The sequence below is a fragment of the Streptomyces sp. W16 genome (genome assembly GCF_033194735.1).
Classification (GTDB): domain Bacteria; phylum Actinomycetota; class Actinomycetes; order Streptomycetales; family Streptomycetaceae; genus Streptomyces.
On the sequence record NZ_JAWOAI010000285.1, the window covers coordinates 1 to 12,817 of the forward strand.

Genomic DNA, 12,817 nt, shown 5'->3' on the forward strand with positions numbered 1-12,817 from the left:
GGCGGCGGCGCGCACCAGGTCGCCGGCCTTGAGGCCGCGCTCGCGGGCGGCCTCGTTGGTGGCGATGACCGTCAGCGGCTTGCCGTTGTTGACCGTGAAGAGGGCGACCACGGCGGCGCGTCCGCCCTGGATACGGCCGCGCACGTCGAGGACCAGCTTGCGCAGGTCGTCAGGGGTGGTGCCGTCCGGGACCTGGCCGGTGACGACGGCGATCCCGTGCACGTCCTTGGCGGACTCGACGAGACCGCCGGCGGCCTGCAGCACCTTCTCGGCGCGGAACTTCTCGATCTCCTTCTCGGCGTCCTTCAGCTTGCCGAGCATGGCGGAGACCTTCTCCGGAAGCTCCTCCGGGCGGCCCTTGATCAGCTCCTGGAGCTGGGCGACGACCGTGTGCTCACGGGCGAGGAAGTTGTAGGCGTCGACACCGACGAGCGCTTCGATACGGCGTACTCCGGAGCCGATCGACGACTCGCCGAGCAGCTTGACCAGGCCGAGCTGGGAGGTGTTGTGGACGTGCGTACCGCCGCACAGTTCCTTGGAGAAGTCGCCGATGGTCACGACGCGGACCCGCTCGCCGTACTTCTCGCCGAACTCGGCGATGGCGCCCTGCTTCTTGGCCTCGTCGAGACTGAGGATCTCGGCGTGCACGTCCAGGTCGCGGGCGAGCACCTCGTTGATCTTCTGCTCGACGTCGGTCATCACGGCCGTGGGAACCGCGGACGGTGAACCGAAGTCGAAGCGGAAGCGGCCCGGCTGGTTCTCGGAACCGGCCTGCGCGGCCGTCGGACCGAGCGCGTCACGCAGCGCCTGGTGGGTGAGGTGGGTGGCCGAGTGGGCGCGGGCGATGGCGGTGCGGCGGCGGATGTCGATCGCGGCCTCGGCCTTGGCGCCGACGGTGACTTCGCCGTACTGGACGACGCCCTTGTGGACGTAGACGCCGGGCACCGGCTTCTGGCAGTCGCGGATCTCGATGACGGCACCGGACTCGACCTTGATGCGGCCGGTGTCGCCGATCTGGCCGCCGCCCTCGGCGTAGAAGGGGGTGCGGTCGAGGACGATCTCGACCTCGTCGCCCTCGGTCGCGGCCGGGGAGGAGACGCCGTCGACGAGGATGCCGACGATGGTGGACTCGCCCTCGGTGTCCGAGTAGCCGATGAAGTCGGTCTCGCCGGCCTTGTCGGCGATCTCGCGGTAGGCACCGACACCGGCGTGGCCGGTCTTCTTGGCCTGCGCGTCGGCCTTGGCCTGGTCGCGCTGCTGCTTCATCAGGCGCCGGAAGCCGTCCTCGTCCACGGAAAGGCCCTGTTCGGCGGCCATTTCGAGGGTGAGGTCGATCGGGAAGCCCCAGGTGTCGTGGAGCAGGAACGCCTTGTCTCCGGCGAGGACCTTGCCGCCGGACTGCTTGGTGTCGGTGATGGCGTTGTCGAGGATGTTCGTGCCGGCCTTCAGCGTCTTGACGAAGGCGGCCTCCTCGGCGAGGGCCACGGTCTCGATGCGCTGGCGGTCGGTGACGAGCTCGGGGTACTGCTGGCCCATCATCGCGATGACGGTGTCGATGAGGTCCTTGACGACCAGGCCCGTGGCACCGAGCAGCCGCATGTTGCGGATGGCACGGCGCATGATCCGGCGCAGGACGTAACCGCGGCCCTCGTTGCCGGGGGTCACACCGTCGCCGATGAGCATCACGGACGTGCGCATGTGGTCGGTGACCACGCGCAGGGAGACGTCGGAGTCGTGCGATTCGCCGTACTCGACGCCGGTCAGCTCGGTGGCCTTCTTGATGACGGCCATGGAGGTGTCGATCTCGTACATGTTCTGCACGCCCTGCAGGATCATCGCGAGGCGCTCCAGGCCGAGGCCTGTGTCGATGTTCTTGCTGGGCAGCTCGCCGAGGATCTCGAAGTCCTCCTTGCCGATGCCCTCGCCGCGCTCGTACTGCATGAAGACGAGGTTCCAGATCTCGACGTACCGCTCGTCGTTGACGGCCGGGCCGCCCTCGACCCCGAACTCGGGGCCGCGGTCGTAGTTGATCTCGGAACACGGGCCGCACGGACCCGGGACGCCCATCGACCAGTAGTTGTCCTTCTTGCCGAGGCGCTGGATGCGCTCGGCCGGGACGCCGATCTTCTCGCGCCAGATGGTCTCGGCCTCGTCGTCGTCGAGGTAGACGGTGATCCACAGCCGCTCGGGGTCGAGACCGTAACCACCCTTGTCCTGGGGCGAGGTAAGCAGCTCCCAGGCGTAGGTGATGGCGCCTTCCTTGAAGTAGTCGCCGAAGGAGAAGTTGCCGCACATCTGGAAGAACGTGCCGTGCCGGGTGGTCTTGCCGACCTCTTCGATGTCGGGGGTGCGCACGCACTTCTGCACGCTGGTGGCGCGCGGCCACGGCGGCTTGACCTCGCCGAGGAAGTACGGCTTGAACGGGACCATGCCGGCGGGGACCAGGAGCAGAGTCGGGTCGTCCGCGATGAGCGACGCCGAGGGAACGACGGTGTGGCCGCGCTCCTCGTAGAAGCTCAGCCAGCGGCGGCGGATTTCAGCCGACTCCATCAGTGGTCCTCATTCCGGTTGTACGAGTACGTCGTCCTGTCGTTTCTTTCGACGGACATCGGGTTGTTGCGGTTCTCGATGGCGATGTGCTGCCGGGGCGCCGGGAGTTCGGGGTCGACCGGGGCGTTGATCCCCAGCGCGTCGCCGAGTTCGGCCTCGCGCTGGGCCATGCCCGCGCGGACGTCGAGCGCGAAGTGCACCGCGCTGTCCTTGAGCTTGTGGCCCGCTTCGAGCGCCTTGTTGGCCGCGGCGACGGCGAGGTGCTCGGGGGTCAGCTGCTTCAGCTTGCGATTGACCTTGGTGGTCGCCCAGACACCGGCGGCCACGCCCGTGCCGAACCAGAACGTACGGCGGAACATCGCTCGGTCAGTCCTTCTTCCGGGTGCGCTTGCCCCGCCGTCCGGCCGGGACGGTACGGCCCACGATCACCGTACGACGGGACGCCCCGGACGGCGCGGGCACGTCCTCGCGTCGGCCGCCCAGGGCCCGGCGGACGCCGTAGCCGAAGGCCGCGACCTTGACGAGGGGACCGCCGAAGGTGGAGGCGACGGTGGTGGACAGTGCGGAGGCGTTCGACGTGACTTCCTGGACGTCGGAGGCGATCGCGTCGACCCGGTCGATCTGGGTCTGCGCGGAGCGCACCGCCGCGGAGGCGTCCGCCAGGAGCGGGACGGCCTGGTCGGTGACGTCCGCGACCAGCTTGGTGGTCGCCTTGAGCGTCTGGGCCAGCCTCACCAGTGCGACGGCGAGGAAGGAGACCAGGATCGCCCAGAAGACGGCCACCAGGATCCCGGCCACCTCTCCACCGGACACCTGACACCCGCTCTCATCAACACTTGTGGATAGTCCCGAGCCTATCGGGCCCGGAGACCGTCGCTCCGTCAACATATGTAGATAACTGGCCCCGAGCCTATCGCGCCGGGGGTGGCGCTCCGTACCGCATTACCGCCCCGCGCGCGGTGGAGTTGGGCGAAGCGATTGTACGGACTGAATACGGTTCAGTACGCTCCGTGTTCCATGCGAGCTTCCCATGGCGGTGACGCCACCGCGGACGGCAATCTGCCCCTCGAACCCGACCGGTTCGTGGGCCGCTCGGCCGAACTCACCGAGCTGGCGCGGGCGCTCGACACCTCGCGTCTGGTCACGGTGACCGGACCCGGCGGAGTCGGCAAGTCCCGGCTCGCGGCCCACGCGGCGGCCCGGTCCGCTCCCCCGGACGGGGTGTGGCGGGTGGAACTGGCGCCGGTACGCGACCCGGAACTCGTGGACTTCGCGGTCGTGGAGGCGCTGGGGCTGACGGATCACACCACGCGGCTGCCGCGTGAGGCGCTGCTCGCGCATCTGGCGGGGCGTCAACTCCTTCTGGTGCTGGACGGATTCGAGCATCTGGTGGACGTGTGTGCCCCGCTGGTGGCCGAGTTGGTGGGGCGGGTGCCGGGGCTGCGGGTGCTCGCGGTGGGGCGGCGGCCCTTGGAGCTGGCGGGCGAGCGGGTGGTGGCGCTGGCGCCGTTGAGTGAGGGCGAGGCGGCGGAGCTGTTCGCCGAGCGGGCCGCGCAGCAGGGGGTCGTTGTCGGGGACGAGGACGCTGACGTACGGGAGTTGTGCCGGCGGCTGGACGGGATTCCGCTCGCGGTCGAGCTGGCGGCGGGGCGGCTGCGGGCCCTGTCGCCCGGGGAGTTGCTGGCGCGGTTCGACGACCGGTTCCGGCTGCTGGCCGGCGGGCGCAGGGACGCGTTACCCCGGCATCAGACGCTGCGGACGGCGATCGGCTGGAGCCATGAACTGTGCACGCCCGAGGAGCGGTTGCTGTGGGCGCGGCTTTCGGTGTTCGCCGGACGCTTCGACCTGGAGGCCGCCGAGTACGTCTGCGGCGGCGACGGACTGACCTCTGACGGTGTCCTCGACGTGCTGTCCGAGCTGCTCGCGCAGTCCGTGGTGGTCCGCGAGTTGACGGCGACGGGCGTGCGCTACCGGATGCTCGACACGATCCGGGCGTACGGCGCCGACTGGCTGGAGGCAACCGGGGACGCGGCCCGGCTGCGGCGCAGGCACCGCGACTGGTATCTGGGGCTGGCGACCTGGTGCGAGCTGGACTGGTTCTCGCCGCGCCAGGGCGAGGTCGCCGCGCGGGTCGAGGCGGAGCTGCCGAATCTGCGCGGCGCCCTGGAGTACTGCCTGACCGAGCCGGACGAGACCCATCTGGGCCAGTACCTGGCGGGCTCCCTGTGGTTCTACTGGGCGGGCTGCGGACGGCTCTCGGAGGGCCGGCACTGGCTGGAGCAGGCCGTGCAGCTCGACGCGGAGAACACGGCGAACGACCAGTCACGGCTGAAAGCCCTGTGGGTGCTCGGCTATGTCGCGATCCTCCAGGGCGACACCGTGCCCGCGCTGGCCGCGCTCCAGGAGTGCCGCGAGGAGGCGGACGAGGCCGCGAATCCCACGGCGGTCGCGTACGCCGAACACCGCACCGGCTGCCTGGCGTTGGTCACGGACGACATGCCGCGCGCGGAGACCCTGCTGCGCTCCGCGCTCGACCGCTATCAGCAGATCGGTGAGCTCAACAGCAATGTGCTGATGGGCCAGGTCGAGCTGGCGATGACGCGGGCGTTCCAGGGCGATCTGGCGGACGCGGTGAGGCTGTGCGAGGACGTACGGCGGGTGTGCGAGGACCACGGCGAGCGGTGGACCCGGTCGTACGCGCTGTACGTCCTGGCCTACGTCGCCTGGAGCGACGGTGAACTCCCGCTCGCGCGCGACCTGTTGGCGGACTGTCTGGGCAGCGCGCACGGTTTCCGCGATCTGCTGGGCTCGGTGCTGGCGGTCGAACTGCTGGCCCTGGTCACGGCGGCGGAGGGCGACGCCGCCGAGGCCGCGCTGTTGCAGGGCGCGGCGGGCGAGATGTGGCCGTCGGTGGGGCTGCCGTTGTTCGGCTCGGCGTACTACAACGCGCCGCACGAGCTGTGCGAGGCGATGGCCCGCGAGCGACTGGGCAACGGGCAGTACGAGGAGCGCGTACGCGAGGGTGCGCGGCTCGGCCGGGAGGCCGCCGTGGCACGGGCGTTGGGACAGCGACGGCCCCTCGACGCCGTACCGGTGCCGCGTGGGCCGGTACGGCCTGCGCCGACGGGCGTGGACATGCGAAAGCCCGCCGCCTCGCCCACCCGGAAGGGCGGGGAGACGGCGGGCTGACGTGGTGCAGGTGGTGCTACGTCCGTGAGGTGATCAGCGGGCGTAGTACTCGACGACGAGCTGCTCGTCGCAGATCACCGGGATCTCCTTGCGGTTCGGCTCGCGGTCCAGGCGGAACGCCAGGGCGCCGAGGTTCACCTGGAGGTAGCGCGGGGTCTCGCCGTCGGGGGCGAAGCCACCGGCGCGGGAGACCTCGAACAGGGTCTTGCTGCGGCTGCGCTCGCGGACCATGACGACGTCGTCCGGCTTGACGCGGAAGGACGGCTTGTCGACCTTCTGGCCGTTGACCTCGATGTGGCCGTGAACGACCATCTGGCGGGCCTGGTAGATCGTGCGGGCGATGCCCGAACGAAGGACCAGCGCGTCGAGACGACGCTCCAGCTCGATGATCAGGGCCTCACCGGTCTTGCCCTGGACCTTGGAGGCACGCTCGTAGGCGCGGACGAGCTGGCGCTCGGACACGTCGTACTGCGCGCGCAGACGCTGCTTCTCCAGCAGACGGACCTTGTAGTCCGAGTTCTGCTTGCGGCCACGACCGTGCTCACCCGGCGGGTAGGGACGGGCCTCGAAGTACTTGACGGCCTTCGGGGTCAGCGCGATGCCGAGGGCACGCGACTTCTTGACCTTGGGGCGGGACTGATTCGCCACGATGTCTCTCTCTGTCTGTCGGCTTGTCAGGGTGGTGAGGGAGGTCGCATCCGCAGCCGGGGAAACCCGCCGGGACCCTTGCGGGACCTGGTGGGCAGCCGCTCCCCTGATCTGGGCACTACGTGCAGCACGCGAGTGGCCCACCGACCGGTTCCGTCCTAGGACGGATGGTGGTGGGCTGCCCGCGACACCATTCGAACGGTGCGCGACGCTCCTGGAGCCGGTCCGAAAACCGGTGCTCCGGCTGACCGTCCCGTTCTGACTGCACGGGACACAGCACTTCGGGGGATTCTACAGGGTGCTCAGGACCGCTTACGACCAAGGCGTTTTCTGGTCCACTCCACGGCGTCCGCGTACCGTGCCTCCGCTCCGTGGCGAGTGGGCTCGTAGTACTCGCGGTCCTTCAGCTCCTCCGGGGCGTACTGCTGCTCGGCGATGCCCTCGGGCAGGTCGTGCGGGTAGACGTAGCCCTGGGCATGCCCGAGCTTGGCCGCGCCCTTGTAGTGCCCGTCCCGCAGATGCATCGGCACCGGGCCCGCGTGCCCCTTGCGTACGTCCTCCATGGCGGCGCCGATCGCCGTGGTCGCCGCGTTCGACTTGGGGGCCAGGGCCAGGGCGATGGTGGCGTGGCTGAGGGTGAGCGCGGCCTCCGGGAAGCCGATCATCGCTACGGCCTGGGCGGCGGCGACCGCGATCGGCAAGGCGTTGGGATCGGCCAGGCCGATGTCCTCGCTCGCCGAGATCATCAGGCGGCGGGCGATGAAGCGGGGGTCCTCGCCGGCCTCGATCATGCGGGCGAGGTAGTGCAGGGCCGCGTCGACGTCCGAGCCGCGGATGGACTTGATGAGGGCGCTGGCCACGTCGTAGTGCTGGTCGCCGTCGCGGTCGTACTTCACCGCGGCCCGGTCGACCGTCTCCTCCAGGGTCTGGAGGGTGATGTCCGGCTCGCCCTTGTCGAGGGCGGCCCCGGCGGCGGCCTCCAGGGCGGTGAGCGCGCGGCGGGCGTCGCCGCCGGCGATGCGCAGCAGGTGGTTCTCGCTGTCCTCGGGAAGGGTGACCGCGTCCTTGAGACCGCGCTCGTCGGACAGGGCGCGACGGATCAGGGCGCGCAGGTCGTCGTCCGTGAGGGGTTCGAGGGTGAGGAGGAGGGAGCGGGACAGGAGCGGGGAGATCACCGAGAAGTACGGGTTCTCCGTGGTCGCCGCGATCAGAGTGATCCAGCGGTTCTCGACGGCCGGGAGCAGGGAGTCCTGTTGGGCCTTGCTGAAGCGGTGGATCTCGTCGAGGAAGAGGACGGTCTCCTTGCCGAAGCCTCCGGTGGCGCGGCGGGCGCCGTCGATGACCGCACGGACCTCCTTGACGCCGGCGGTGATCGCGGAGAGTTCGACGAAACGCTTGTTGGTGGCTTTGGAGACGACGTATGCGAGGGTCGTCTTGCCGGTGCCGGGCGGTCCCCAGAGGATCACCGAGGACGGTCCGGCCGGGCCGCCCGCCCCCTCGCCGACCAGTCGGCGCAGGGGTGAGCCCGGCTTCAGCAGGTGCTGCTGGCCCACCACCTCGTCGAGGGTGCGCGGGCGCATCCGTACCGCCAGGGGACTGCTGGACGGGTCCCTCTCCTGGCGTTCTTCGGCTGCTGCGGTGAAAAGGTCGGGCTCCACGTCCAAAACCCTATGTCACGCCACTGACAATCCCGTCGGGCCCGGATTCAGGCCCAGAGCTGGGTGCCCCAGCGGGTCAGGATCAGCATGGCGATGATGCCGACGTGGGTGACCGGGAGGACCCAGGTGAACTCACCCAGGAAGTTCTTCACCGGGCGCGGTGCCTTCAGGAAGTCGTTGCGGATGTTGAACGACGTGACGTACCAGAACATGGTGATCGTGGCGACCCAGGCCAGCGAGCACCACAGGCACAGCGCGTTGATCCGGTACAGCGACTGGAACTGCAGCCAGGTGCAGAAGGCCACTCCGAAGAGGGTGCCGAAGTTGAAGGTCAGCCAGTACCAGCGCGGGAACTGCACCCGGGTCAGCAGGCTGATGCCGACGCAGATGACGATGCCGTAGGCGACCAGGCCGAGCATCGGGTTCGGGAAGCCGAAGGCGGCGGCCTGCTTGCTCTCCATGACGCTGCCGCAGGACACGATCGGGTTGATGCTGCAGCTCGGGGTGAACGTCTTCCCGGCGAGCTTGCCCTCAAGGATCTTGAACTTGTCGATCGTGATGACCCACGCGGCGAGCAGTCCGGCCGCACCGGTGATCACCAGCAGCACGGCGAAGGCCCGGCTGCTGCCCACCGTGCGCGGCTCCGGGACCGTGTGCTCCGGCTCGGAGTCGGTGGAGACGTCCTTCACTGTCGTCTTGCTCATCACGCCGATCCGTCACTTGAGAGTTGGACCTTCTTCGGGCAGGGCCATTGTGCCGCACGAGCACCTCTGTCCACCGTTCGGTGGACATAAGGAAGTACGCACGGTCGTCCCTGAGCGCTCAATTCCGGACGATGCTCATGGCATGACAACACAGGCGAACGAACTCGCAGTGGATGTGCGGGGGCTGCGCAAGCAGTACGGGGACGTGACCGCCGTCGACGGAATCGACCTGGAGATCCGCACGGGAGAGGTGTTCGGCCTGCTCGGGCCCAATGGCGCGGGCAAGAGCACCACGGTGGAGATCCTCCAGGGCAACCGGGGCCGGGACGCGGGCGAGGTGTCGGTACTCGGGTCGGACCCCGCGACGGGCACACGCGCGTGGCGCTCGCGGGTCGGCATCGTCTGGCAGGACGAATCGGCACCCGCGGAGTTGACGGTCGGCGAGACCGTACGGCACTTCGCCCGCTACTACCCGCGTCCGCGCGACCCCGAGGAGGTCATCGGCCTGGTGGGTCTGGAGGCCAAGGTGGACAGCCGGATCAAGGCCCTGTCGGGCGGGCAGCGACGGCGTCTCGACGTGGCCCTCGGGGTGATAGGTGGCCCCGATCTCCTGCTTCTGGACGAGCCGACGACCGGTTTCGACCCGGCGGCCCGGCGCCAGTTCTGGGACCTGATCCGCAAGCTCGCCGACGAGGGCACCACCATCCTCCTCACCACGCACTACCTGGAGGAGGCGGAGAACCTCGCCGACCGCCTCGCCATCGTCGCCAAGGGCCGTGTGGTCGCCGAGGGCGAACCGGCCGCCCTGCGCGAGCGCCACGGCACCGGAGCCACCGTCGAGTGGACCGAGCCGGACGGCACCCCGCGCGCGGAGCGCACCGAGACTCCTACCAAGGTCGTAGCGGAGCTCATGCACCGCTACGACGGCGAGATCCCCGGGCTGCTGGTGAGCCGCCCCACCCTGGAGGACGTCTACCTCCGCCTGACCGGACAGGAGGACGCGCGATGACCACGACCGCCACCGCCGTACGGACCCGGACCCGGGCCTCCGAGGAACGGCTACCCAGTGCCTGGGGGCTCGGGCTGCGCCGCGGAGTGCTGGAACTCAAACAGTTCTTCCGCCAGCGCGACCAGGTCGTCTTCACCTTCGCCTTCCCGGTCGTCTTCCTCTTCCTCTTCGCGTCGATCTTCAAGGACGACGTCCGGGGCGCGGGCGTCACCGCCTCGCAGCTCTACGTCCCGGCCATGATGGCCGCCGGCATCATGTCGACGAGTTTCCAGTCCCTCGGCATCTCGATCGCGATCGAACGCGACGAGAAGGTGCTGCGCCGGCTGCGCGGCACGCCGATGCCACCGGCCTCGTACTTCCTCGGCAAGATCTGGCTGGTTCTGGTCACGGGCCTGATGGAGACGGCGATCCTGCTGCTCGTCGGGACCGGTTTCTACGGCGTGGACCTGCCCTCGTCCGCCACCAGGTGGCTGGACTTCGGGTGGATCTTCGTACTCGGCCTGACGGCGTGCGCGCTGCTCGGCATCGCGGTCAGCTCGGTGCCCAAGTCGGGCAAGAGCGCGACCTCCGTGGTCGTACTGCCCTTCCTGGTCCTGCAGTTCATCTCCGGGGTGTACATCTCCATCGACACCATCCCGGACTGGATGCTCAACATCGGAGCCCTGTTCCCGCTGAAGTGGATGTGCCAGGGGCTGCGCGGGGTGTTCCTGCCCTCGTCGGCACAGGTGCTGGAGCAGGCCGGCAGCTGGGAGTTCGGGAAGGTCGCGCTGGTGCTCGGGGCGTGGTGCGTCGGAGGATTGCTGCTGTGCCTGCTGACCTTCCGGTGGAAGAACCGGCGCGACGGATGACCGTTCCCGCCCCGGTGAAGAGCTCGTACACCTGGGACCGGTCGTTCCGGCTCTGGGACACGTACTTCGCCCTGATCTGGCTGGCCACCCTGGTGTTCGTGCTCGGCACGGACAAGCCGGGGTGGCCGGTACGCGTGGTGGCGGCCGGGCTGCTCGTCCCGCTGGTCCCCCTGTACGTTCGGCTCGGGCGCCCGGTCCTCCAGGGCGATCCGCCCGACGAGCGGCGGGCCGTCGGCTACCTCGTGGCGCAGATGGCGCTGTTCCTGCCCTCGGCGGTGCTGGTCGGCGAGACCCGGCTGATGTGCTTCGCGCTCGTCCCGCCCTGCTTCATGGTGCTGCGGCTGCGCTGGGCGCTGATCGCGGTGACCGTGATCAACATCGCGCCGGTGATCGGCTGGACGCTGCTGTGGTGGCCCAGCGCCCAGGACGTGTTCTTCAACTCGGTGTTCGCCGTGGTCACCCTGGTCTTCTCGATGGCCCTCGGGACGTGGATCATTCGGGTCATCGAACAGAGCCAGGAGCGCGCCGAGCTGATCGCCGAGCTGGACGCGAGCCGCCACGAGGTGTCCCGGCTGTCGTCGGCGCACGGCGCGCTGGCCGAACGCGAGCGCATGGCCCGGGAGATCCACGACACCCTCGCCCAGGGCTTCACCAGTCTGCTGATGCTGGTCCAGGCAGTGGAGGCCGAGCTGGACGAGGACCTCCCCCAAGCCCGCCGCCACCTCGCGCTGATGGACGAGACCGCCCGGCAGAACCTCGCCGAGGCCCGCGCCCTGGTCGCCGGCGGCACCCCGGCCGACCTCGCCGACGCCTCACTGCCGGACGCCCTGCGCCGACTTGCCGCGCGCCATGACGCGGTCCTGGAGGTGACCGGCTCCGTGCGCGCCCTGCCCGCCGCGCCCGAGGTGGTCGCCCTGCGTTCCTGCCAGGAGGCCCTTGCCAACGCCCGCAAGCACGCGGGGAGTTCAACGACGGTGAGCCTCACGCTGGCGTACGCCGACGATCAACTCACCGTGTCGGTACGGGACGACGGGTGCGGATTCGCTCCGGGGGCGGTGTCCGGCGGCTACGGTCTGGCGGGCCTGCGGACCCGGGCCGCCGAGGTGGGCGGGACAGCACTGGTGCGGAGCGCGCCGGGCGAGGGCACGACGGTGACGGTACGGCTGCCGGTGTCACCTGTAAGGAGTTCCCGATGATCCGGATCGTTCTGGCCGACGACCACCCCGTTGTACGCGAGGGCCTGCGGGCCATGCTCAGCGCCGAACCGGACCTCGACGTCATCGCCGACGCGTCCAGTGGGCCACAGGCCGAGGCGCTGGCGGCCGAACTCCGCCCCGACATCGTGCTGATGGACCTGCGGATGCCGGGCGGCGGAGGTGTCGACTCCATCGTGCGGATGAGCGAGGCGGGGCTGCCGTGCCGGGTGATCGTCCTCACGACGTACGAGACGGACCGGGACATTCTGCGTGCGGTGGAGGCGGGGGCGGCGGGCTACCTGCTGAAGGACCTGCCCCGGGGCGAACTGGCGAACGCGGTACGGGCCGCGGCGCGGGGCGAGACGGTGTTGGCGCCTTCGGTGGCGGCGCGGTTGGTGGACCAGTTGCGGACGAAGCCGGAACGGCCGCGGCTGTCCGAGCGGGAGACGGCGGTGTTGCGGTTGGTGGCGGAGGGGTGCACGAACGCGGAGATCGGCAGGCGGCTGTACATCGGGGAGTCGACCGTGAAGACCCATCTCCTGCGCGTCTTCGGCAAGTTGGGCGTCGACGACCGGACGGCGGCAGTGACGAGTGCGATGCGGTACGGGTTGCTGGACTGAGGATTTCGCCCCCGCCGCCCCTACCCGTCCCGTCCCTGGGGGCTGCCGCCCCCAGACCCCCGCTTCGGCCTGAACGGCCTCGTCCTCAAACGCCGGACGGGCTAAAAGATCAAACCCCGGCCTGGGTCAGAGGATCAGGCCCCGGCCAGGGTCAAAGATCAAGTCCCAGCCGGGGTCAAATTCAGCCCCTCCGGCGTTTGAGGAGCGGGGTCTGGGGCGGAGCCCCAGAAGGATGGGACGGGTAGGGGCGGCGGGGGCGAAGAAACAACCCCCGCCCCCAACCCACCTCAGCCCAGCTTCGATTCCAGTTCCGCCACGATCTCGTTGACCCCGACCGCCGTCTGATCGCCGGACTCCATGTCCTTCAGCTGCACGACGCCTTCGGCCAGATCACG

Annotated in this window: 11 protein-coding genes; 5 read left to right on the top strand and 6 right to left on the bottom strand. The window is 69.6% G+C overall.

What is annotated here, in order from left to right; genetic code table 11:
- The 3 genes from alaS to R6V09_RS31405 all read right to left on the bottom strand — a co-directional run.
- On the bottom strand, window positions 1–2,550 hold a 2,550-nt coding region (gene alaS, locus R6V09_RS31395), incomplete at its 3' end, for an alanine--tRNA ligase (RefSeq protein WP_317884844.1).
- Window positions 2,550–2,909: a hypothetical protein gene (locus R6V09_RS31400; protein WP_317884845.1), complete on the bottom strand. Its 360-nt coding sequence runs from the start codon at window positions 2,907–2,909 to the stop codon at window positions 2,550–2,552. The genes R6V09_RS31400 and alaS, both read right to left, overlap by 1 nt.
- Before the next feature lie 7 nt (window positions 2,910–2,916).
- Window positions 2,917–3,363 carry a DUF948 domain-containing protein gene (locus tag R6V09_RS31405; RefSeq protein WP_063739143.1) on the bottom strand — a complete coding sequence of 149 codons (447 nt, stop codon included), beginning with the start codon at window positions 3,361–3,363 and terminating at the stop codon, window positions 2,917–2,919.
- A gap of 204 nt (window positions 3,364–3,567) precedes the next feature.
- Here R6V09_RS31405 and R6V09_RS31410 point away from each other — a divergent pair, with 204 nt between their 5' ends.
- Window positions 3,568–5,739: an ATP-binding protein gene (locus R6V09_RS31410; protein ID WP_317884846.1), complete on the top strand. Its 2,172-nt coding sequence runs from the start codon at window positions 3,568–3,570 to the stop codon at window positions 5,737–5,739.
- A 33-nt stretch (window positions 5,740–5,772) separates the two neighbouring features.
- On the opposite strand, the gene rpsD is transcribed toward R6V09_RS31410, so the two are convergent.
- The 3 genes from rpsD to R6V09_RS31425 all read right to left on the bottom strand — a co-directional run bounded on the left by rpsD (window position 5,773) and on the right by R6V09_RS31425 (window position 8,749).
- Entirely contained in the window at window positions 5,773–6,387 is a 615-nt protein-coding gene (rpsD, locus tag R6V09_RS31415; protein WP_019066381.1) for a 30S ribosomal protein S4, read from the bottom strand.
- Window positions 6,388–6,689: 302 nt separating this feature from the next.
- Window positions 6,690–8,045, bottom strand: a complete 1,356-nt coding sequence (locus tag R6V09_RS31420; RefSeq protein ID WP_317884847.1) for a replication-associated recombination protein A — start codon at window positions 8,043–8,045, stop codon at window positions 6,690–6,692.
- Between the two features lie 47 nt (window positions 8,046–8,092).
- Window positions 8,093–8,749, bottom strand: coding sequence for a vitamin K epoxide reductase family protein (locus R6V09_RS31425; protein WP_317884848.1), 657 nt, complete (start codon window positions 8,747–8,749; stop codon window positions 8,093–8,095).
- Between the two features lie 142 nt (window positions 8,750–8,891).
- Here R6V09_RS31425 and R6V09_RS31430 point away from each other — a divergent pair, with 142 nt between their 5' ends.
- The 4 genes from R6V09_RS31430 to R6V09_RS31445 are packed head-to-tail and all read left to right on the top strand — an operon-like array spanning window position 8,892 to window position 12,422.
- Window positions 8,892–9,758, top strand: coding sequence for an ABC transporter ATP-binding protein (locus R6V09_RS31430; protein ID WP_317884849.1), 867 nt, complete (start codon window positions 8,892–8,894; stop codon window positions 9,756–9,758).
- A complete protein-coding gene (locus R6V09_RS31435; protein WP_317884850.1) occupies window positions 9,755–10,606 on the top strand; it encodes an ABC transporter permease in 852 nt (283 codons plus the stop codon). Before R6V09_RS31430 ends, R6V09_RS31435 begins: the two co-directional genes overlap by 4 nt.
- Window positions 10,603–11,802, top strand: coding sequence for a sensor histidine kinase (locus R6V09_RS31440; RefSeq protein ID WP_317884851.1), 1,200 nt, complete (start codon window positions 10,603–10,605; stop codon window positions 11,800–11,802). Before R6V09_RS31435 ends, R6V09_RS31440 begins: the two co-directional genes overlap by 4 nt.
- Window positions 11,799–12,422 carry a response regulator transcription factor gene (locus R6V09_RS31445; protein WP_317884852.1) on the top strand — a complete coding sequence of 208 codons (624 nt, stop codon included), beginning with the start codon at window positions 11,799–11,801 and terminating at the stop codon, window positions 12,420–12,422. The genes R6V09_RS31440 and R6V09_RS31445 overlap by 4 nt, the downstream gene beginning before the upstream one ends.
- Window positions 12,423–12,817 lie beyond the last annotated feature (395 nt).

Bases quoted from the DNA above. Each gene is read 5' to 3' on its own strand.
- R6V09_RS31400 (WP_317884845.1), bottom strand. From the start codon at position 2,909: ATGTTCCGCCGTACGTTCTGGTTCGGCACGGGCGTGGCCGCCGGTGTC.
- R6V09_RS31410 (WP_317884846.1), top strand. From the start codon at position 3,568: ATGCGAGCTTCCCATGGCGGTGACGCCACCGCGGACGGCAATCTGCCC.
- R6V09_RS31425 (WP_317884848.1), bottom strand. From the start codon at position 8,749: ATGAGCAAGACGACAGTGAAGGACGTCTCCACCGACTCCGAGCCGGAG.
- R6V09_RS31430 (WP_317884849.1), top strand. From the start codon at position 8,892: ATGACAACACAGGCGAACGAACTCGCAGTGGATGTGCGGGGGCTGCGC.
- R6V09_RS31435 (WP_317884850.1), top strand. From the start codon at position 9,755: ATGACCACGACCGCCACCGCCGTACGGACCCGGACCCGGGCCTCCGAG.
- R6V09_RS31440 (WP_317884851.1), top strand. From the start codon at position 10,603: ATGACCGTTCCCGCCCCGGTGAAGAGCTCGTACACCTGGGACCGGTCG.
- R6V09_RS31445 (WP_317884852.1), top strand. From the start codon at position 11,799: ATGATCCGGATCGTTCTGGCCGACGACCACCCCGTTGTACGCGAGGGC.